Source organism: Stenotrophomonas sp. LC732, from assembly GCF_052446685.1.
GTDB lineage: Bacteria > Pseudomonadota > Gammaproteobacteria > Xanthomonadales > Xanthomonadaceae > Stenotrophomonas > Stenotrophomonas muris.
In genome coordinates, this window is record NZ_CP199214.1 from 3,774,864 (window position 1) to 3,793,202 (window position 18,339).

General features: G+C 67.6%; 17 protein-coding genes. 9 read left to right on the forward strand and 8 right to left on the reverse strand.

All coding sequences use genetic code 11. The features are described from left to right. Nucleotides 1-8: 8 nt before the first annotated feature. The gene (yihA, locus tag ACT6SE_RS17855) at nt 9-611 is read right to left on the reverse strand and encodes a ribosome biogenesis GTP-binding protein YihA/YsxC (protein WP_005411022.1); all 603 of its coding nucleotides are present in this window, start codon (nt 609-611) and stop codon (nt 9-11) included. Nucleotides 612-767: 156 nt separating this feature from the next. Between yihA and ACT6SE_RS17860 the strand changes: the two genes are divergently transcribed. The 4 genes from ACT6SE_RS17860 (at nt 768) to ACT6SE_RS17875 (ending at nt 4,057) form a co-directional block, all read left to right on the forward strand. Beyond that, the gene (locus ACT6SE_RS17860; RefSeq protein WP_014648400.1) at nt 768-1,568 is read left to right on the forward strand and encodes a c-type cytochrome; all 801 of its coding nucleotides are present in this window, start codon (nt 768-770) and stop codon (nt 1,566-1,568) included. Nucleotides 1,569-1,674: 106 nt separating this feature from the next. Next, nucleotides 1,675-2,325 carry a thiol:disulfide interchange protein DsbA/DsbL gene (locus ACT6SE_RS17865; protein ID WP_032960695.1) on the forward strand — a complete coding sequence of 217 codons (651 nt, stop codon included), beginning with the start codon at nt 1,675-1,677 and terminating at the stop codon, nt 2,323-2,325. 107 nt (nt 2,326-2,432) lie between these two features. Continuing rightward, nucleotides 2,433-3,266 carry a thiol:disulfide interchange protein DsbA/DsbL gene (locus ACT6SE_RS17870; RefSeq protein WP_014648402.1) on the forward strand — a complete coding sequence of 278 codons (834 nt, stop codon included), beginning with the start codon at nt 2,433-2,435 and terminating at the stop codon, nt 3,264-3,266. Nucleotides 3,267-3,319: 53 nt separating this feature from the next. Beyond that, entirely contained in the window at nt 3,320-4,057 is a 738-nt protein-coding gene (locus ACT6SE_RS17875) for an endonuclease/exonuclease/phosphatase family protein (protein ID WP_021202520.1), read from the forward strand. A 112-nt stretch (nt 4,058-4,169) separates the two neighbouring features. Here the strand turns inward: ACT6SE_RS17875 and ACT6SE_RS17880 are convergent, their stop codons facing one another. Next, a complete protein-coding gene (locus ACT6SE_RS17880) occupies nt 4,170-5,039 on the reverse strand; it encodes an EamA family transporter (RefSeq protein WP_046432514.1) in 870 nt (289 codons plus the stop codon). Nucleotides 5,040-5,111: 72 nt separating this feature from the next. Between ACT6SE_RS17880 and ACT6SE_RS17885 the strand changes: the two genes are divergently transcribed. The 3 genes from ACT6SE_RS17885 to fhuE all read left to right on the forward strand — a co-directional run bounded on the left by ACT6SE_RS17885 (nt 5,112) and on the right by fhuE (nt 8,547). Further along, nucleotides 5,112-5,594 carry an Lrp/AsnC family transcriptional regulator gene (locus tag ACT6SE_RS17885; protein WP_046432515.1) on the forward strand — a complete coding sequence of 161 codons (483 nt, stop codon included), beginning with the start codon at nt 5,112-5,114 and terminating at the stop codon, nt 5,592-5,594. A gap of 77 nt (nt 5,595-5,671) precedes the next feature. After that, nucleotides 5,672-6,223, forward strand: a complete 552-nt coding sequence (locus ACT6SE_RS17890; RefSeq protein ID WP_046432517.1) for a M23 family metallopeptidase — start codon at nt 5,672-5,674, stop codon at nt 6,221-6,223. A gap of 185 nt (nt 6,224-6,408) precedes the next feature. Next, nucleotides 6,409-8,547 (forward strand): ferric-rhodotorulic acid/ferric-coprogen receptor FhuE, encoded by a 2,139-nt coding sequence (fhuE, locus tag ACT6SE_RS17895; RefSeq protein WP_046432519.1) that lies wholly within the window; start codon nt 6,409-6,411, stop codon nt 8,545-8,547. Nucleotides 8,548-8,679: 132 nt separating this feature from the next. Here fhuE and ACT6SE_RS17900 read toward each other — a convergent pair whose 3' ends face one another. The 3 genes from ACT6SE_RS17900 to ACT6SE_RS17910 all read right to left on the reverse strand — a co-directional run bounded on the left by ACT6SE_RS17900 (nt 8,680) and on the right by ACT6SE_RS17910 (nt 12,699). Then, nucleotides 8,680-11,541 (reverse strand): TonB-dependent receptor plug domain-containing protein, encoded by a 2,862-nt coding sequence (locus tag ACT6SE_RS17900; RefSeq protein WP_046432521.1) that lies wholly within the window; start codon nt 11,539-11,541, stop codon nt 8,680-8,682. A 271-nt stretch (nt 11,542-11,812) separates the two neighbouring features. Beyond that, complete coding sequence (locus tag ACT6SE_RS17905) at nt 11,813-12,187, reverse strand: ExbD/TolR family protein (protein WP_014648409.1); 375 nt, start codon at nt 12,185-12,187, stop codon at nt 11,813-11,815. Between the two features lie 104 nt (nt 12,188-12,291). After that, nucleotides 12,292-12,699, reverse strand: coding sequence for an ExbD/TolR family protein (locus ACT6SE_RS17910; RefSeq protein WP_014648410.1), 408 nt, complete (start codon nt 12,697-12,699; stop codon nt 12,292-12,294). 151 nt (nt 12,700-12,850) lie between these two features. Here ACT6SE_RS17910 and ACT6SE_RS17915 point away from each other — a divergent pair, with 151 nt between their 5' ends. Further along, nucleotides 12,851-14,836, forward strand: coding sequence for a transglycosylase SLT domain-containing protein (locus tag ACT6SE_RS17915; RefSeq protein WP_014648411.1), 1,986 nt, complete (start codon nt 12,851-12,853; stop codon nt 14,834-14,836). 206 nt (nt 14,837-15,042) lie between these two features. Continuing rightward, nucleotides 15,043-16,263: a multifunctional CCA addition/repair protein gene (locus tag ACT6SE_RS17920; protein WP_046432523.1), complete on the forward strand. Its 1,221-nt coding sequence runs from the start codon at nt 15,043-15,045 to the stop codon at nt 16,261-16,263. 68 nt (nt 16,264-16,331) lie between these two features. Here ACT6SE_RS17920 and ACT6SE_RS17925 read toward each other — a convergent pair whose 3' ends face one another. From ACT6SE_RS17925 to ACT6SE_RS17935, 3 genes are read right to left on the reverse strand one after another with little or no spacing between them, the layout of a single operon-like run. Then, nucleotides 16,332-16,766, reverse strand: a complete 435-nt coding sequence (locus ACT6SE_RS17925; RefSeq protein WP_005419309.1) for an SseB family protein — start codon at nt 16,764-16,766, stop codon at nt 16,332-16,334. Between the two features lie 50 nt (nt 16,767-16,816). Further along, nucleotides 16,817-17,152: a hypothetical protein gene (locus ACT6SE_RS17930; RefSeq protein WP_014648413.1), complete on the reverse strand. Its 336-nt coding sequence runs from the start codon at nt 17,150-17,152 to the stop codon at nt 16,817-16,819. Next, nucleotides 17,149-18,192 carry a S41 family peptidase gene (locus tag ACT6SE_RS17935; RefSeq protein ID WP_046432526.1) on the reverse strand — a complete coding sequence of 348 codons (1,044 nt, stop codon included), beginning with the start codon at nt 18,190-18,192 and terminating at the stop codon, nt 17,149-17,151. The genes ACT6SE_RS17930 and ACT6SE_RS17935 overlap by 4 nt, the downstream gene beginning before the upstream one ends. Between the last annotated feature and the right edge of the window lie 147 nt (nt 18,193-18,339).

An 18,339-nucleotide genomic window follows, 5' to 3' on the forward strand; every position in this document is an offset into this window, starting at 1 on the left:
TAAATGCCTTATTCCAGCCCCAGCCAGCCGCCGATCACGCCGCGGGCTTCGTCCACGCCGGTACGGTCTTCGCCGGAGAACACCTGCACGCTGACGCTGTCACCGTAAGCCGATTGCAGCTCCTTGCGCACCTTCTGCAGGGACTGCATCTGCTGGCTGCGGCTGAGCTTGTCGGCCTTGGTCAGCAACGCGTGCGCCGGCAGGCCACGCTGCACGGCATAGGACAGCATCTGCCGGTCGTAGTCCTTCAGGGGGTGGCGGATGTCCATCACCACCACCAGGCCCTTGAGGGCCTCGCGGGTGCGGAAATACTTGTCAATGAAGGCCTGCCAGTGCGCCTGCAGGTCCAGCGGCACCTTGGCGTAGCCGTAACCGGGCAGGTCGACCAGATGCGCTTCCGGGGTGACCTGGAAGAACACCAGCTGCTGGGTGCGGCCGGGGGTCTTGGAGACACGGGCCAGGGCGTTCTGGCGGGTCAGCGCGTTGAGCGCACTGGACTTGCCGGCGTTGGAGCGGCCGGCGAAGGCCACTTCAGCCCCTTCGTCGGGCGGCAGCTGCCGCACGTTGTGGGCCGAAAGGTGGTAACGGGCGCGTTCGATGAGCAATGACATGTGCCTAGGATCGCATGTTGCGGCGCCGCGCGCCCGTGCCGGCGGCCGCTGCGGCCATTTTGCTGCACTGCTGCGTTGACCGTGCGCGGAAACGGCGTTGATAATCCGGGCGATGCCGGCGGCCACCGTCCGGCCCGGTCCATACGGAGCTTCAGCATGCGCCACGCTCGCGTTCTTGCCGTATCCGCCCTTGCCACTGCTGTAGTCGTTGCCGCTGCTGCGTTCGCGCAGACCACGTTGACCCCGCTGCCCGACAACGGGCCGATCAATACCGCCTCGCTGGAGGTGGACTTCAGCAAGACCCACTGGGGCGATGCCAAGGCCGGCCAGACCAAGGCGACGGCCTGCGCGGCCTGCCATGGTGCCGACGGCAACTCCACGGTGGAGATGTACCCGTCCATTGCCGGCCAGAGCGAGCGCTACGTGGCCCAGCAGATGGCCCTGATCGCCAACGGCCAGCGCAGTTCCGGCGCGGCGGTGGCGATGGTGCCGTTCGTGCAGAACCTCACCCCGCAGGACATGCGCGATATCGGCGCCTACTTCGCCACGCAGAAGGCCAACGCCGGCATCGCCGATGACACGGCAGTGACCGATGGCCCCTACAAGGGCATGAAGTTCTACGAGATCGGCCAGCAGCTGTACCGCGGCGGCGATGCCAAGCGCGGCCTGCCGGCCTGCATGGCCTGCCACGGCCCCAGCGGTGCCGGCAATCCCGGCCCGGCCTATCCGCACCTCGGTGGGCAGCACGCCAGCTATGTCGCGCGCCGCCTGCAGGAGTACCAGGCCGGCCAGACCAACGAGACCGACAAGGCGCACTTCCAGATCATGGCCACGGTCGCGCAGAAGCTCAGCGAGCAGGAGGTGCAGGCGCTGTCGAGCTACCTGCAGGGCCTGCACAACAAGGCCGACGATGTAGCCGCTGCGGCCACGCCGACGCAACCGGCTGCCGCCCCCTGACCACCACTGGTCGGCCCGGGCCGCGACGCCGGCCCACGGCTGCGGTATGTTTCCTTCACGCCGGCGACCGCGCCGGCGTTGCTTTTTTCAACGGAGATGCGTGTCGATGAGGTTGATTTCCCGCCTGCTGTTGTCCGTGCTGGTGCTGCTGCCGCTGGCAGCCTGCGCCGCCACCCCCGCCAATGCCCCGCTGGTCGAGGGCAAAGACTACGAGCGCATCGCCCAGCCGGGCCCGTTCCAGCCGCTGGCCGGCAAGATCGAGGTGGTCGAGGTCTTCGGCTACACCTGCCCGCACTGCGCCCATTTCGAGCCACAACTGGAAGCCTGGGCGGCCAAGCTGCCGGCCGACGTGCGCTTCACCCCGGTCCCGGCCGCCTTCGGTGGCGCCTGGGATGCCTGGGCACTGGCCTACTACGCCGCCGACGAAGTCGGCGTGGCCAAGCGCAGCCACGCTGCCGTGTTCAAGGCCCTGCACGAGCAGGGATCGCTGCCGATGCAGAACGTCTCGGCCGATGAGCTCGCCACGTTCTACAAGGCCTACGGCGTGACCCCGGACCGCTACCTCCAGGCGCTGCGCGGCGATGCCGTGCAGAAGAAAGTCGAGGCCGCGCGCGCGTTCGCCCAGCGCACCAAGATCCCGGGCACCCCGGCCATCATCATCAACGGCCAGTACCTGGTGCGGGGCAACAGCTTCGACGACCAGCTGCGCATCGCCTCGGCGCTGATCGCGCAGGCCCGCGCCGCCCGCGGCCGCTGAACCAACGCCCACCCTCGACACGGCGCTGTCGCCGCCGCATGTCATCATTTCCCCCTGGCTGGCGCCTGGCGCCGGCCCCCACCTTTCCAGATGCTGGAGACGTTTCCATGAAGATCCGTTACGCCCTCGCCCTCGCAGCGCTGCTGCCGATCCTGGCTGCCTGCAAGGCTGATGACGGCAGCACCAACACCACCGCGGCCCCGGCCGCACCGGCAGCCGCCCCGGCCACCGCCGAACCGGCCGCTGCGCCGGCCACGGGCAGCGAAGGCACCGCTCCGGCTGCCGCCGAAGGCGAAAAGGCCCCGGCCGAAGCCGCCCCCGCCGCGGCGCCGGCCCCGACCACCGCCGCGCTGACCGGCCCGGCCCCGGTGGAAGGCGCCGATTACCAGGTGATCCCGAACGGCCAGCCGTTCCAGCCGGCTGCCGGCAAGATCGAAGTGACCGAGATCTTCGGCTACGTCTGCCCGGCCTGCGCCGCATTCCAGCCGCTGGTCGGCCCGTGGAAGGCCGGCCTGCCCAGCGACGTGAACTTCGTCTACGTGCCGGCCATGTTCGGCGGCACCTGGGATGACTACGCCCGTGCCTTCTACGCCGCGCAGACCCTGGGCGTGCAGGAAAAGACCCACGAAGCGCTGTACGCCGCCATCCACTCGCAGAAGACCCTGAAGGGCGAGCGCGGCCGTGACTCGGTGGAAGACATCGCCAAGTTCTACGCCGCCTATGGCGTGGATCCGAAGCAGTTCGCCGCCACCATGGGCAGCTTCGCGGTGAACGCCAAGACCAACTCGGCCAAGCAGTTCGCCCAGCGCAGCCAGATCAGCGGCACCCCGTCGATCATCGTCAACGGCAAGTACCTGGTGAAGGGCAAGAGCTTCCCGGACATGCTGCGCATCGCCGACCACCTGATCGCCCGCGAACGCGGTGCGGCCCAGGCTCACTGATCCAAGAGAAGCATTTCCCGGCCGTGAATTCCCCCCGTACACGGACCCTGCGCTTGCTGACGGCCAACATCCAGGCCGGCTCAAGTACCCGCCGCTACAGCGACTATGTGACCCGCAGCTGGTCACATGCGCTGCCGGCGGGGCGCAAGCGCAGCAGCCTGGACGCGATCGCCACCCTGGCGCGCGACCATGACATCGTCGGCCTGCAGGAGGCCGATCCGGGCAGCCTGCGCTCGGGCTTCACCAACCAGACCCACTACCTGGCCCAGCGCGCCGGCTTCAACTACTGGAGCCACCAGCCGAACCGGCGCATGGGCGGCGTGGCATCCAGTGCCAATGGCCTGCTGAGCAAGCTGGAACCGGTGGAAGTGCAGGACCATGCCCTGCCCGGCCGCATCGGCGGGCGCGGCGTGCTGCTGGCCAAGTTCGGCGATGGTACCGATGGCCTGGCGGTGGCGGTGGCGCATCTGTCATTGGGCGCGGGCTCGCGGATGTCGCAGCTGGGCTTCATCGCCGAGCTGCTGTCCGACCACCCCAACGCGGTGCTGATGGGCGACTTCAACTGCCTGGCCGAACGCCCGGAAATGCAGGTGCTGTACCAGAAGACCCGGCTGCAGCCCCCGGGCTGCATCGTGCCGACCTTCCCCAGCTGGCGCCCCGACCGCGCCATCGACCACATCCTGGTCAGCAGTGGCCTGCAGACTCGTACCGTGGAAGCCGTACCAGCCGCGTTCTCCGATCACCTCGCCCTGGCGATGCAGATCGACGTCCCGGCCGACGCCCTGCGCTGACCCGCCGTTACGGTAGGTGCGGACCGTTGGTCCGCACGCTCTGCGCCGGGCGCCGCCCGGCGCTCCCCTAAATCGGGGCATAAACGACTTAATCCCCTCCGTCCCCTTTTTTTCAGGCGGTGACGGGTGCCTTCAGGCGCCGCGCGGTCGTCGTGCTGCCCACCGAGGCCAGCACCGTGCAGCCGATCGCCAGCCACTGCAGCCCATGCAGGTGCTCGTGCAGCAGCAGCATCGCCCACAGCGCGGCCACCGCCGGTTCCATGCTGATCAGGATGCCGAAGGTCTCCTTCGGCAGGCGCTTGAGCGCCATCATCTCCAGTGACATCGGGATCGCGCTGGACACCAGCGCCACCAGCAGCCCGGCGGCCAGGATCTTCGGGTCGAGCAGCGCGGCACCGGCATGCACCACGCCCACCGGCACCACTACCAGGGATGCCGCCAGCAGCCCCAGCGACACCGAATGCCCGGCGTGCAGGTGGCCGGCACGCTTGCCGAACACGATGTACAGGCCCCAGCACGCCGCAGCCCCCATCGCATACAGCACGCCAGCGGGATCCAGCGCCGGACCACCGCCGATCGGCAGCAGCAACAGCAGCCCCACCGCCGCACAGCCCACCCAGAGGAAATCGATCGGCCGTCGCGACGACAGCATGGCCACCGTCAGCGGCCCGGTGAATTCGATGGCCACCGCGATGCCGAAGGGAATGGTGCGCAGGGCCATGTAGAACAGCAGGTTCATCAGGCCCAGGGTGAGGCCGTAGCGCAGGATGGTGATCGCATCCGGGCGGCTGGTCTTCCAGCGCCACGGCCGCCAGAACAGCAGCAACAACAGCGCCGAGAAGCCCACGCGCAGCGCGCTGGTGCCCTGCGCGCCGATCAGCGGGAACAGGTGTTTTGCGTAGGAGGTGCCGATGGCCAGCGAGGTGACCGAGCCGAGCACCGCCAGCGCCGGCAACATCGGCGCGAGTCGTGAGGTCTGCATGGGCAAAGTCTATTGCGCCAGCGCCGAGCACTTGGCTCAATTGACGGCCCGTTCGTGCAACTTCTGCTCGCCATGGCCACCGCCCCCGTGCTCGACAGCTTCGACCGCGCCATCCTCGACCTGCTGCAGCGGGACAACACCCTGCCGCAGCGCGAAATCGCCGAGGCCGTGCACCTGTCCACGCCGGCCGTGCAGCGCCGCATCAAGCGCCTGCAGGACAGCGGCGTGATCGCGGCCAATGTGGCGGTGATCGCCGCCGCCCAGGTCGGGCGGCCACTGACCATCATCGTCGAAGTGCGCGTGGTCAGCGAGCAGCGTGATCACGTGGCGCCGTTCAAGCGCCGCGTGCAGGACGACCCGGCGGTGCAGCAGTGCTACTCGATCACCGGCGATGGCGATTTCCTGCTGCTGCTTTCGGCGGCGTCGATGGAAGAGTACGAGGCCATTACCGAGCGGTTGTTCGGCGGCGATGACAACATCGAGCGCTTCCGTACGTCGGTCGCGCTGGGGACGTTGAAGCGCAGTTTCGAAGTGCCGCTGGCCCCGGTTCTGTAGCGCTGAGCCATGCTCGACTGCGCTTTGACCGCACAGCAACAGCCGCCGAAGATGGCTCGGCGCTACAGTCGGAGACCATGAACACATCGCCCTCCCCCGCCCGTCGCCTGCGCCGCTGGTTGCTGCGCGGCCTGTGGCTGGCCATCGCCCTCATTGCCGCGATGGCGCTGTGGAACAGCCCATGGGCCGCTGCGCCGAAGCTGCTGTGGACACTCTCTCGTATGCCGCCGGCCACGCAACTGGCGGTGCCGGTGGACGGCGTGCGGCCACGCCAGATCGCCGACACCTTCGGCGCACCACGTGGCCGTGACCGCTCCCACGCCGGCATCGACATCTTCGCCAAGCGCGGCACCGCGGTGCGCAGCGTCACTGCCGGCGTCATCGCGGACGTCAGCGAGCGCGGCCTCGGTGGCCGCCAGGTCTGGGTGATCGGGCCCGGGCGCGAACGTTACTACTACGCCCATCTGGACGACTGGGCCGAGGGCCTGGCGCGCGGCCAGGTGGTCCAGGCCGGCGACCTGCTCGGGCATGTAGGCGACAGCGGCAATGCCAAGGGCACGCCGCCCCACCTGCACTGGGGCATCTACGGCGCCGATGGCGCGCGCGATCCGCTGCCGCTGCTGCGCTGAACACCATGCGCTGCGTCGCGGCCCGGGTGAGCGCCTACCTCGTTCATGATTTGTAAATAGGAATAGTTCGTATTACCATTTCTTTCGTTTCCGGTGGTGCCAGGACGGCCTGCCCGCCCGTTTCCCACCCGTAGCGCCTCGCCTTCTGGATGCCGGCCGAGCGCGCGTGCTCGTCCAGGACCCCCATGACCTGTTCCGCCTTCCGTATCCCGCAGCCGCAGCGGCTGTCCGTTGCCGTACTCGTTGCACTCTGCGCCCTGGCCCCGGCCGCCTTCGCCGACACCGCCGCCGACCCGACCACGCTGGACAAGGTGATGGTCAAGGGCGAACGCGCCGAAGGCTATTCGGTGCGCCGCACCTCGGCCGGTACCCGCTTCGACCTGGCACCGCGCGAGATCCCGCAGTCGGTCAGCATCATCAGCCACCAGCGCATCGAAGATCAGAAGCTCGACGACATCATCGACGTGCTGGCCAACACCACCGGCGTGACCAGCACCCAGTCCGACAGCGAGCGCACCGAGTTCTACGCGCGTGGGTTCTACATCGATGCCTACCAGTTCGACGGCCTGCCGACGCAGATGGTGCAGAACTGGAGCTACGGTGACTCCGGCCTGGATCTGGCGCTGTACGACCGCGTGGAAGTGGTGCGCGGCGCCACCGGCCTGCTCAGCGGCGCCGGCAACCCGTCCGCTTCGGTGAACCTGATCCGCAAGCATGCCGACAGCGCCGAGCTGACCGGCAGCGTGTCGGTGAACGTCGGCAGCTGGGGCCGCACCCGCACCACGGTGGATGTGGGCAGCGCGCTCAACGCCAGCGGCAGCGTGCGCGGTCGCGTGATCGGCAGCTACCTGGATACCGACGGCCAGATGGACCGCTACAACCAGCGCAAGACGCTGGGCTACGCCGTCATTGATGCCGACCTGACCCCGGACACCCAGCTGAGCGTGGGCTACGACTACCAGCAGAAGCGCGCCAATGGTGCGACCTGGGGCGGCTTCCCGATGTGGTACGCCGATGGCAGCCCGACCAACTACCCGACCTCGTTCAATCCGTCGCCGGACTGGACCTACTGGGACACCACCAGCAAGCGCGCGTTTGCCACCCTGCAGCACGCCTTCAGCAACGGCTGGAAGTTCAGGATCGGCGCCACCCACGACCGCACCAACGCCGACGACAAGCTGTTCTATCCGTCCTACACCGCGTTCGACAAGGCCACCGGCACCGGCGTCACGCCGATGGCCGGCTTCTACAACACCGAGCGCAAGGTCGATGGCATCGATGGCTACATCGACGGCCCGTTCCAGCTGTTCGGCCGCGAGCACCAGTTCATGGCCGGCCTGAGCTACAACAAGCGCGAATTCGCCAACTACGGTGACTTCCAGATGGGTGGCCCCGGCACCGGCTGGAATCCCTTCAGCTCCTATCTCGACTGGACCGGCAACATCGCCCAGCCGAACTGGAACCCGCTGGCGCTGGCCAGCCAGGGCACCATCACCCAAAAGGCCGGCTATGCCGCCACCCGTCTGTCGCTGGCTGATCCGCTGAAGCTGATCCTCGGTGCGCGCTACACCAACTGGAAGAGCGAAGGCGAGAACGACGACCGCGAACACAAGGTGACCACCCCGTACGCCGGCCTGGTGTATGACATCAACGATACCTACTCCGCGTACGCCAGCTACACCGAGATCTTCCAGCCGCAGACCGCACGTGACCGCAACGACCGTTATCTCGACCCGGTCGACGGCAAGAGCTACGAGGTGGGCGTCAAGGGTGCCTGGTTCGACAACCGGCTGAACGCCTCGCTGGCGGTGTTCCGCATCGAGCAGGACAACGTCGCCCAGGTCACCAGCGAGCCGATCATCGGCCGTCCGGGTGAGTTCGCCTCGATCGCCGCACGCGGCACCGTCAGCCGTGGCTTCGAATTCGAAGTGAACGGCGAACTGGCACCGGGCTGGAACGCGACCTTCGGTGCGTCGCGCTATGTGGCCAAGGACATCAACGGTGCCGACATCAACACCAACCTGCCGCAGACCGCATTGAAGCTGTTCACCAGCTACACCCCGCAGTCGCTGCAGGAACTGACCATCGGTGGCGGTGCCAACTGGCAGAACCGCATCTATTACGCCGCGCCGGTGGTGGGTCGCTTCGAGCAGGAAGGTTACGCACTGGTCAGTGCCTTCCTGCGCTACCGCATCTCGCCGGAGTTCAGCGTGCAGGCCAACCTCAACAACCTGCTGGACAAGAAGTACCTGTCGCAGATCAACGGCTACGGTGCCTACGGCGATGGCCGCAATGGCTCGCTGACGTTCACCTGGGCGTTCTGATCAGACGCGGGGTTCGCACGCCCCGCACCTGTAGAGCCGAGCCCATGCTCGGCTCAGAGAATCAGCCGAGCGCGGGCTCGGCTCTACACCCGCAAGGCAGCGCCGGAACTGACCGGCGCTGCCACCGTCACATCAGAAGCGCAGGTCCGCGCGCAGGTACCAGTAACGGCCACGCGGGATGTCGTAGGTCGAAGCGTCGTAGCCGTTCAACGAGCACGACAGGCAGATCGGCGGATCCTTGTCGAACACGTTGTTCAGGCCCGCGGTCAGCTGCAGCCCCTTCATCCAGTCGATCTTGTAGCCCACCTGCATGTCGTGGAAGGTGGTGGCCGACAGCGTGTTGGTGCCCGCAGCCTGGTTGCTGCACACCGGGAAGGCCGCCGCATCGCCGCAGTTCTCGGTCAGCTCGGAGATGTGGCGCACCGTCCAGTTGGCGCTCCAGCGATCCATCGTCCAGCCGAGGCTGGCATTGCTGGTCCACTCCGGGATCGAGCTGTCGGCCACTTCCACGCCCGGCTTCTGCGGCTGCTTCTGCCCGGCCGCGCCAGTGGCCTCGTAACGGCCGACGAAGGTGTTCTTCCACCCCAGCTTGAACTGGCCGATGGAGGTCTGCGGCAGCGTCCAGAACAGATCCACGTCCCAACCGTCGGTCTTGATCGAACCCAGGTTGGTCAGGCGGTTGTTGAAGCTGCTGACCGCACCGGTGCTGGCACGGGTGATGCCGTTGCAGTAGATCGGGTCCAGTGTATCCACGCACAGGTCCAGCTGGGTCTGCGCGTTGATGGCCTGGATCGCACCATCGATGGCATGGCGGTAGAAAGTGACTTCCACATCGAAGCGCTCCGACCACGAGGCGTTGTTGCCGAACCACGGGCTCCACACGAAGCCCGCGCTGAAGCTGCGCGAGCGTTCCGGGTCCAGCTCGCGGTTGCCGCCGGTGGTCACCGAGATCTGCGAGTTGGCCTGCTGGAAGCCGGCCGGTACGCCCAGTGCAGCACAGTTGGCCGCGCTGCCACGCGGCGGCGTGCCGCCCAGGCCCACCGAGCACGGATCGAACAGCTGCAGGTCGGCACGTGCGGCAGAGCCGTACAGCTCACCGATGGACGGTGCGCGGAAACCCTCGGCGTACGTGGTGCGCAGCACGAAGTCATCGGTCACCTGCCAGCGCAGGCCGTACTTGGGCGTGAACTCGCCGCCGAAGGTGGAGTAGTCCGAATAGCGGCCGGCCAGGCTCAGGTCCAGCTTCTTGCCGAACGAGGAGTCGGCGAAGATCGGCACGCTCAACTCCAGGTAGGCCTCGTTGACGTCGTAGGAACCGGAGGTCGGTTGCGACGGCACGCCGTTGTAGTGGCCGATCACCGTCAGCGGATCGGGCTGGTAGGCGCCCTTGTACTTGCGGTACTCGAAGCCGGTGGCGAAGGACACCGGACCGGCCGGCAGCGAGAACAGCTCGCTGGACAGGTTGGCGGTGAACAGGCTCAGTTCGTTCTGGCTGCGGTCGCGCACCACCGGCTGGATCCACTTCAGCATGTCCGGGGTGATCGAACCGGCGCCACCGAAGATGTTCAACGGCACGCAGCCAGGCGTGGCCGCGCACACCGCGGGATCGCCCAGCGCCATGTTCACCTTGTAGATGTCATAGCTGCCGTAGTTGGTCTGCTCGGCCTTGTTCTTGCTGTACATGCCGTTGACGTCCCAGTACCAGCTGCGGTCGGCGGCATGGAAGTCACCGACCAGGCCGGTGGCGAAGTAGGTGGTGTCCACTTTCTGCTTGAACACGCGCGCACCGCCCTCCACCGGGCGACGACCGATCAGGCTCATGTTGTCGCCGGAGACGAGATCGAAGCCGAACGGGTTGTACGGGTTCAGGCGCGAGACCACGATGTTGTCGGCCAACGGATTGCCGGTGGCGCCATCGGGGCCGAAGAACAGCGGCTCGGGGCCGGCCTGGTTGGTCGACTCGCGGCGGTTGCCCAGCGCCTTGATGTACCACTGCACGTTGTCGGTGATGTCAAAGCGGAACTGGCCGAACAGGCCTTTGCGCTCCGACGGCGTAAGCACCATGTTGTATTCGGCGAAGTTGAAGCGGTCGGCGGTGGTGAAGCAGTGATAGTCATCCGTGCGGCTGCAGCCGGCACTGCCGTCGTACCGCGGATTGCTCACGCCGGTATTGGGCACGATGTTCTGCACCGCACCGGTGTTCGGGTCGGTGAACATGAAACGGCCCTGCGGAATACCACCGCTGCCGAACGCCAGGCCGGTACCGGGAATGGGGAAGCGCGACTGCTCGCGATCCTTGGCGAATACCGGGTCCTGCTTGGTCCAGCTGGCGCCCAGGAACAGGCTGAAGCGATCGCCACTCTTGCCCCAGGCCAGGTCCACGCCCTTCTGCGTGCCGTCGCCCTTGCTGTACTCGCCGTAGTTCAGCGTCACCTGCCCACCATCGAAATCGCGGCGGGTGATGATGTTGACCACGCCGGCGATGGCATCGGAGCCGTACAGCGACGAAGCACCGTCCTCCAGCACCTCGATGCGCTCGACGATGGCCAGCGGAATGGTGTTGAGGTCGGTGGCCGAGCCCACACCGGACGCCGACGATTCATTGACCCAGCGGATGCCGTCGACCAGCACCAGCACGCGCTTGGCACCCAGGTGGCGCAGATCGACCTGCGCCGAGCCGGCACCCACGCCACTGCCATCGGGCGGGAAACCGAAGTTGCCGGACGAGTTGAACTTGGCGTTGAGCGCAGAGCCGGAACCGGTGAGCTGCTGCAGCACTTCGCCGATCGAGGTCAGGCCGGTGCGTTCGATGTCGCCACGGGTCAGGGTCTGGATCGGGACCTGGCCCTCTACTTCAGCGCGCTTGATGCGGGTACCGGTGACTTCCACCGCGTCGAGGTTGGTGGTGGATTGTGCAGCGGCACCCAGGGGTGCCAAGGCCATCGCGCACAGCGTGACGGCAACCGCCAACGGGCGGTGGTGCAGGTGCTTCATTCGCTCTCTCTCCAAAGGAATGTCGGGACATGGACTGCCGCGCTCCCCCCTGCATGGCGGCAGCGTCTCCTTTGTAAACAAGCGGTAAAAATCACGGCGTGATGATCGACACTCTTTCACGCGGAATTGACGCAATTGACAGCCATTTACGTCAGATGAGGACCGTTTAGAACCGGACGGTACTGTTCACCGCCCTCCACTTTGATGCCGGCTGCGTCAGCGCGCGCCGAGATCCGCCACAACTCATCAAGGGGACTTGTCGGTGCAGGCGCTAGTGACCGGGCGCGTCGACGCGCAGCCCATGCTGGCTCACGGCCAGCAGCACGCGTGCCATGTCTTCGTAGTCGGTGTCGTCGGCGGTCGCCAGGTGCACCCAGGGGCGATGCTGCTGCGGCATCTGCTGCGCCTGCACCAGGTGCCGCTGCAACGCGACAGCGTCGAGCGGCTGGCCATTCCAGAACATCGCCCCCGCCGCGTCGATGCGCAGGTGGATCGGCTGGGGTGAGGACGCCGGCCAGGGTGGGCACGAGGTGCGCTGCTGGAGCGCCAGGAGGCCGGTCGCCTGCGCCATCGGCAGCGCGGTGATCACCAGCGCCAGCAACACCAGCAACACATCCACCAGCGGTGCCAGATTGGGGGCGGCCATCAGTGAGGCCGCGTGCTGTGTCCCGTATCGCATGCCACGTTCCCTCGCAGGAAGAGCGGCCTGCCGATGGCAGGCCGCCCGTTGCCGGACTCACCGCACGAAACTCACCGCACGAAGGCAATGCGCTCCATGCCAGTGGCTTCGGCCGCAGCCAATATCCGCGCCATGCCTTCGTACTCGGCCGCCGGATCGGTGGCGATGCGCAGCTCCGGCAGGTTGCCGGCATGCTCGCCGGCCTGCGCCTGCAGGCGCCCCTGCAGATCGCCGATCGCCATCGGCTGGCCATCCCAGCTCAGCTGGTTCGACGCATCCAGTCGCAGCTCGATCGGCGGCGGCGGTTCGGGGCGATCGATCGTGCGATCGGTGGCCTGTGGCAACTGCACGGGAATCGGCCGGGCCACGATCGGCGCGGTTACGATGAAGATGATCAACAGCACCAGCATCACATCCACCAGTGGCGTGACATTGATGTCCGCCAGCGGGCCGCTTCTTCCTGCGCTACTGAACGCCATGTGCCGCTCCCTGCAGCCGGGCGGTTCGCCCAAGGCCGACGTTACGACGCCTGCGCCCGCCTGCGGCAGGGGCCTGTGCGGAGTCATTCAGCTATCGTTGCCCACGCATTGCGTGCACGCAATGCGAAACTGAATTCAGCCACTGCCCGCTATGCTGCATGCCATGACCCGACGCTCTTCGACCGCCCTGTCCCTGCTGCCCTTGGCCACCACGCTGCTGATCGGCTGCGCCAATGCCCAGTCCCTCGATGCCCAGAACGCGCAGTTGAAAGCCGCGATCGCGGCCGCCGAACGCGGCCAGTTCGATCCTGGCCAGGCCGCTGCGCTCAGCCGCCATCCGGCGTATGGCTGGCTGGAGTACGCCAACCTGCGCCGCAACATCGACACCGTCGATACCGCGCAGGCACAGGCCTTCCTCAAGCGCTATGAGGGCCAGGCCGTGGCCAGCACGTTCCGCAGCGTGTGGCTGCCCTCGCTCGCCCGCCGCCAGGACTGGCCGACCCTGCTGGCCAACTGGGCGCCCACCGACAACGCCGGCCTGCGCTGTGCGCAGCTGACCGCGCGCCAGGTGACCGGCAAGGTCGATCCGCAGTGGATCAGCGAAGCACAGGAGCTGTGGCGCAAGAACGGCAAGCCGCTGCCGGACAGCTGCGATGCGGTGTTCACCGTGCTGCAGGCACAAGGCGGCCTGAGCGACGCCCTGCGCTGGGAACGGATCGATGCTGCCGCCGACGCGCAGCAGCCCGCCGTGATGCGCAGCGCGGCCCGCGGCCTGCCTGCCACTGACCTGGCACTGGCCAACACTTACGCCGCCTTCGTCGACAAGCCCAACGCCAGCGCCCTGAACTGGCCCCGCAACGAGCGCAGCCGGCGCATCGCCACCGATGGCCTGGCCAAGCTGGCCAAGGCCGACCCGGCCGCCACCGAACAGCAGCTGCCGCAGTACGCGCAGGCACTGGGGCTGAGTGCCGCCCAGCAGGGCCAGGTGCTGTACCAGATCGCGCTGTGGACGGTGGCGTCCTACCTGCCCGATTCGGCACGCCGCCTCAACGCGGTGCCGGAGTCGGCCTATGACGAACGCCTGCACGAGTGGCGCGTGCGCGAAGCGATGTCCCGCGGCGACTGGACCGCGGCGCTGACCGCCATCCGCAAGATGGGCAGCAAGCAGCGCAGCGACCCGCGCTGGCGCTACTTCGAAGGCCGCATGCTGGAGAAGACCGGCCAGGCCCAGCAGGCGCAGCCGCTGTTCCGCGAGGCCGCGCGTGCATCGACCTTCCACGGCTTCCTCGCCGCCGACAAGCTGCAGCAGGGCTACACGCTGTGCCCGTGGCAGCCCAACGACAGCGCGCAGGCTCAGGCGGTGATCGCGCGCGACCCGGCCATCCAGCGCGCGATGGCGTTGTACCAGATCGATCGCGCTGGCTGGGCCGTGGCCGAATGGAACAGTGCACTGTCGCGCTTCGATGACACCCAGCGTCGCCTCGCCGTGCGCGTGGCGCAGGACAACGGCTGGTTCGACCGCGCCGTGTTCGCGCTCGGCAAGCAGCCGCAGGAGCAGCGCCTGTACGACCTGCGCTTCCCGCTGCACCACGACGCCACCATCCGCCGCGAATCGGCACGCAACGCAATCGACCCGGCCTGGGTGGCGGCGGAGATCCGCGCCGAGAGCACCTTCACCCCGCGTGCGCGCTCGCCTGCCAACGCCATGGGCCTGATGCAGGTGCTGCCAGCCACCGGTGCCGGCGTGGCCAAGTCGATCGGCCTGACCGGCTACGGCGGCGCCGACAGCCTGTACGACCCGGACACCAACATCGCCATCGGCACCGCCTACCTGCGCCAGCTGATGAACAAGTACGACGGCCTGCCCTACGTGACCATCGCCGCGTACAACGCCGGCCCGACCCCGACCGCACGCTGGCAGAGCCAGCGCCCGGGCTTTGATCCGGACCTGTGGATCGAGACCATCAGCTACAAGGAAACCCGCGAGTACGTGGCCCGCGTGCTGGCCTTCAGCGTGATCTACGACTGGCGCCTCAATGGTGATGCGCTGCCGCTGAGCGATCGCCTGATGGGCCGCCTGGTGGACAAGCGCAAGCGCTTCAGCTGCGCCGCCAACGCCGACCAGGGCGGCGATTGATCGCAACACAGTACTGCCGGCCGCTGGCCGGCATTCCCCGGCATCCACTCGCTGGGGAGGGAAACGATGAGCCTGCTGGCCTGGATCGGGCTGGACGCTGTATCGGTAGTGCAGGCCGCTGGCCGGCAGCTTCGGGGTGACTGCGGTTGCCGGCCAGCGGCCGGCACTACCGGTGCGTCTGCGCCGGGCATGCGATGATTCCAGCCATGAAGATCTATCTTGTCGGCGGCGCCGTGCGTGACCGCCTGCTACAGCGACCTGCCGGCGACCATGACTGGGTGGTGGTCGGCGGCACGCCCGCGCAGATGGAAGCGCAGGGCTTCACCGCCGTCGGCCGCGATTTCCCGGTGTTCCTGCACCCGAAGACCGCTGAGGAATACGCGCTGGCGCGCACCGAGCGCAAATCCGGCCGTGGCTACCGCGGCTTCGTGGTCGATGCCGACCCGGCAGTGACGCTGGAAGAAGACCTGCAGCGCCGCGACTTCACCATCAACGCGATTGCCTGCGACGAAGACACCGGCACGCTGGTCGATCCCTACGGCGGTGTGCGCGATATCGAGCAACGCGTGCTGCGCCATGTCGGCCCCGCGTTCGTGGAAGATCCATTGCGCGTGCTGCGCGCGGCCCGGTTCATGGCGCGCTTCGCACCACTGGGCTTCACCGTCGCCGAAGAGACCATGGCGCTGATGCGCGAGGTCGCCGCCAGCGGCGAGCTGGACGCGCTGGTGCCGGAACGCGTCTGGCAGGAACTGCGCAAGGCGCTGGTCAGTGAGCGGCCTTCTGCCTTCCTGCGTACGCTGCACGATGCGCACGCCCTGGGCCCGATCCTGCCCGAGCTGGAAGCGCTGTATGGCGTGCCGCAACGTGCTGAGTTCCACCCCGAGGTCGATACCGGCATCCATCAGGAAATGGTCAGCGACATGGCCGCGAAACTGGCGCCGGGCGATGACCTGGTCGGCTTTGCCGCGCTTACCCATGACCTGGGCAAGGGCCTGACCCCGCCGGAGGAGTGGCCGCGCCACATCATGCACGAGCAACGCGGCATCAAGCCGCTGAAGGCCTTGTGCGCACGATTGAAGATTCCCGCCGAACACCAGCAGCTGGCCGAAGCGGTGTGTCGCGAGCACTTGAACGTGCACCGCATCGACGAACTGCGCGATGCCACCGTGCTGGAACTGCTGGGCCGCTGTGATGCGCTGCGCCGGCCGGAACGCGTGGCCCGCATCGCACTGTGCTGCGAGGCCGACAAGCGCGGCCGGCTCGGCTTCGAGGACGCCGACTACCCCCAGGGCGAAACGCTCAAGCGCCTGCACCAGGCGGCGCTGTCAGTGCAGGCGCGGGATCTGGATACCACGCATCTGAAGGGCCCGGCCATCGGCGAAGCGCTGGCCAAGGCGCGGGTGAAAGCCATCGCCGCCGCCCGCTGATCCGCAACGTCCGCGCGTACTGCTATGGGCAGTGCCGGCCGCTGGCCGGCACCCCTATATCACTGGCTTCAGTGCGCCATCCCACGGGTAATCGCCGCCGCACGTTGCTTCAGCTGGGCCACGGCATCGGGAATCATCTCCATGCCCACGTCCAGGCCCGGGTTCAGCACCAGGCCGACGCCGTCGCCGATACCGGCCAGCAGCGCGTGCACCGCGATCGGCATGGCATGGGCAAACTGCGGCAGCTGCTCGTGCCACAGGCCGGCGCGCTCGGGCGCGGTGAACACCGCGAACATCGGCTCGCCGCTCTCGCTGGTCAGCACCAGCGGCGAGATGCTCTCGTCCCAGGCGCCATCCTCACCAATGGCCTTGTCCAGCAGCACGAACGCCGTCGAGGTCAGCAGGCCGTCGAGGAACTGCGCTGCGGTCAGCGTGCCGTCCTGGGCCTGCAGCAGGCGCACCTCGAGATCGTTGAGGGGTTCGAACGGGGTGTCGTGGTCCATGGTCGGTTTCCGGTACGTGATTGCAGGGCAGACTTTAACAGGCCCGGTCCTCAACCGATGTATCCGTGCCGCCACATCCAACCGGCCACCGCCAGCGCGGCGACCCCCACCAGCATCAACGGCAGGCCGAAGCGGTGCCGCCACGGGATCGGCACCCCGCCCAGCTGCTGGTCCATGGTCTCGGTATCGAGCACCCAGCCGTGCTCGCACCGGGTGCAGGCCAGCTCGTAGCGGCGCTGGTAGGTGAAGCCGAACAGCAGGTCGATGCGCGCCATCTTGTAGCGCAGCTGCGGCGCGAACTCGGTTTCCGTCTGGCAGCGCAGGCAGTGGTGCGCTTCGGTGGGGCCGACGATCAGCACCCGTTCCTGTTGGCCGATCAGGATCATGTCCGGTTGCCCTGGCAGGCGGGCTGGGCCAGCAGCCAGGCCTGGGCGGCGGCCACAGTGGCCGCGTCACCCTCGACGCGCTGGTCGGGTTCGATCTTCAAGCCATCGCCACGATCATTGCGGTCCCGCATCACGCTGGTGGTCAGCAGCAGGCGACTTCCATCGGCAAGGGTGTGCACGACATTGCCGGTGGAGACACCCGCGGTCGGCTGGCCGAAACTCCGCGCCTGCGGGCGGCCACGCCACGCCAGCACCGAGGCCTCGCCCGAACTGCCGGTGCGGGGCCCGAACAGCACCGCCACCGGTGCGCCAGGCTGCCGCACTACATGGCCGGACTGGCCGAAGTCCAGCAGCGGCCTGCCCGCCAGCTGCACCGCAGTCGCCGTCAACGTCCAGCGCTGCGGCCCTTGCGCGGTTTCGAACGCGCCGACGTCCTCGTTGTTCACCACCGAGGTGCGCAACAGCGGGGCCATGCCCAGCAGCATCGGCCACATGGAGCCGCCACCGTTGTCCCGCAGGTCGACGATCCAGCCACAGCGCGCGCCGTCGTCCTTGCTGCGGATGACCTGCTGCCATCGCGCGGCACGCTGGATGTCCTGGCGGAATTTTTCCTGCGGCGTCGCGCCCGGCGAGGAGGCATAGCCCTCGATGACCACCCAGCCGATGCGCGCATCCACCGCATCAGCGGCCTTGGCCCGGTCCACGGCGGCGGCACCGGCCTGCTGCGCACGCGCTAGGGATTCGCGCTGACGCTGGGTCGTGGTCCACGCACCATGGTGGCCGGTGCTGAGCGCAATGGCTTCGCGCAGAACGGCCAGCCGTTGCACGGGATCCCCCTGCGCCGATTGCAGGCGGATGCGGATGGCGGGCCAGTCCACCCGGTCGCGATACAGCGCCTGGCGTTCAAGCAGGTTGAGGATCTCAGCCTGGGCCTCCGGCGAGGGCATCTCGACCGCGCCTGGCGTATCGGCCATGGCGCCGGTCGCCAGCAACACGAGCATCAGCGCGCCGATGCGACGCACTCCCTTGCGAACCTGCATGCGACGCTTCCTTGTCGTTGAATCAGGACCGCAGCATAACCGGGGCATGATCGCTTGCGCCACGCGCGAACTGTCGTATTTGCCTCCTCCGCAGATTGCAGGCAGACACGCTCACTGCGATCACAACATTACAACTTTGCCCATGTC

Coding starts and splice junctions, on each gene's coding strand:
- ACT6SE_RS17865 (WP_032960695.1), top strand. CDS start 1,675: ATGAGGTTGATTTCCCGCCTGCTGTTGTCCGTGCTGGTGCTGCTGCCG.
- fhuE (WP_046432519.1), top strand. CDS start 6,409: ATGACCTGTTCCGCCTTCCGTATCCCGCAGCCGCAGCGGCTGTCCGTT.
- ACT6SE_RS17925 (WP_005419309.1), bottom strand. CDS start 16,766: ATGGACCACGACACCCCGTTCGAACCCCTCAACGATCTCGAGGTGCGC.
- ACT6SE_RS17900 (WP_046432521.1), bottom strand. CDS start 11,541: ATGAAGCACCTGCACCACCGCCCGTTGGCGGTTGCCGTCACGCTGTGC.
- ACT6SE_RS17915 (WP_014648411.1), top strand. CDS start 12,851: ATGCTGCATGCCATGACCCGACGCTCTTCGACCGCCCTGTCCCTGCTG.
- ACT6SE_RS17905 (WP_014648409.1), bottom strand. CDS start 12,187: ATGGCCGCCCCCAATCTGGCACCGCTGGTGGATGTGTTGCTGGTGTTG.
- ACT6SE_RS17885 (WP_046432515.1), top strand. CDS start 5,112: ATGGCCACCGCCCCCGTGCTCGACAGCTTCGACCGCGCCATCCTCGAC.
- yihA (WP_005411022.1), bottom strand. CDS start 611: ATGTCATTGCTCATCGAACGCGCCCGTTACCACCTTTCGGCCCACAAC.
- ACT6SE_RS17880 (WP_046432514.1), bottom strand. CDS start 5,039: ATGCAGACCTCACGACTCGCGCCGATGTTGCCGGCGCTGGCGGTGCTC.
- ACT6SE_RS17930 (WP_014648413.1), bottom strand. CDS start 17,152: ATGATCCTGATCGGCCAACAGGAACGGGTGCTGATCGTCGGCCCCACC.
- ACT6SE_RS17890 (WP_046432517.1), top strand. CDS start 5,672: ATGAACACATCGCCCTCCCCCGCCCGTCGCCTGCGCCGCTGGTTGCTG.
- ACT6SE_RS17920 (WP_046432523.1), top strand. CDS start 15,043: ATGAAGATCTATCTTGTCGGCGGCGCCGTGCGTGACCGCCTGCTACAG.
- ACT6SE_RS17910 (WP_014648410.1), bottom strand. CDS start 12,699: ATGGCGTTCAGTAGCGCAGGAAGAAGCGGCCCGCTGGCGGACATCAAT.
- ACT6SE_RS17935 (WP_046432526.1), bottom strand. CDS start 18,192: ATGCAGGTTCGCAAGGGAGTGCGTCGCATCGGCGCGCTGATGCTCGTG.
- ACT6SE_RS17870 (WP_014648402.1), top strand. CDS start 2,433: ATGAAGATCCGTTACGCCCTCGCCCTCGCAGCGCTGCTGCCGATCCTG.
- ACT6SE_RS17860 (WP_014648400.1), top strand. CDS start 768: ATGCGCCACGCTCGCGTTCTTGCCGTATCCGCCCTTGCCACTGCTGTA.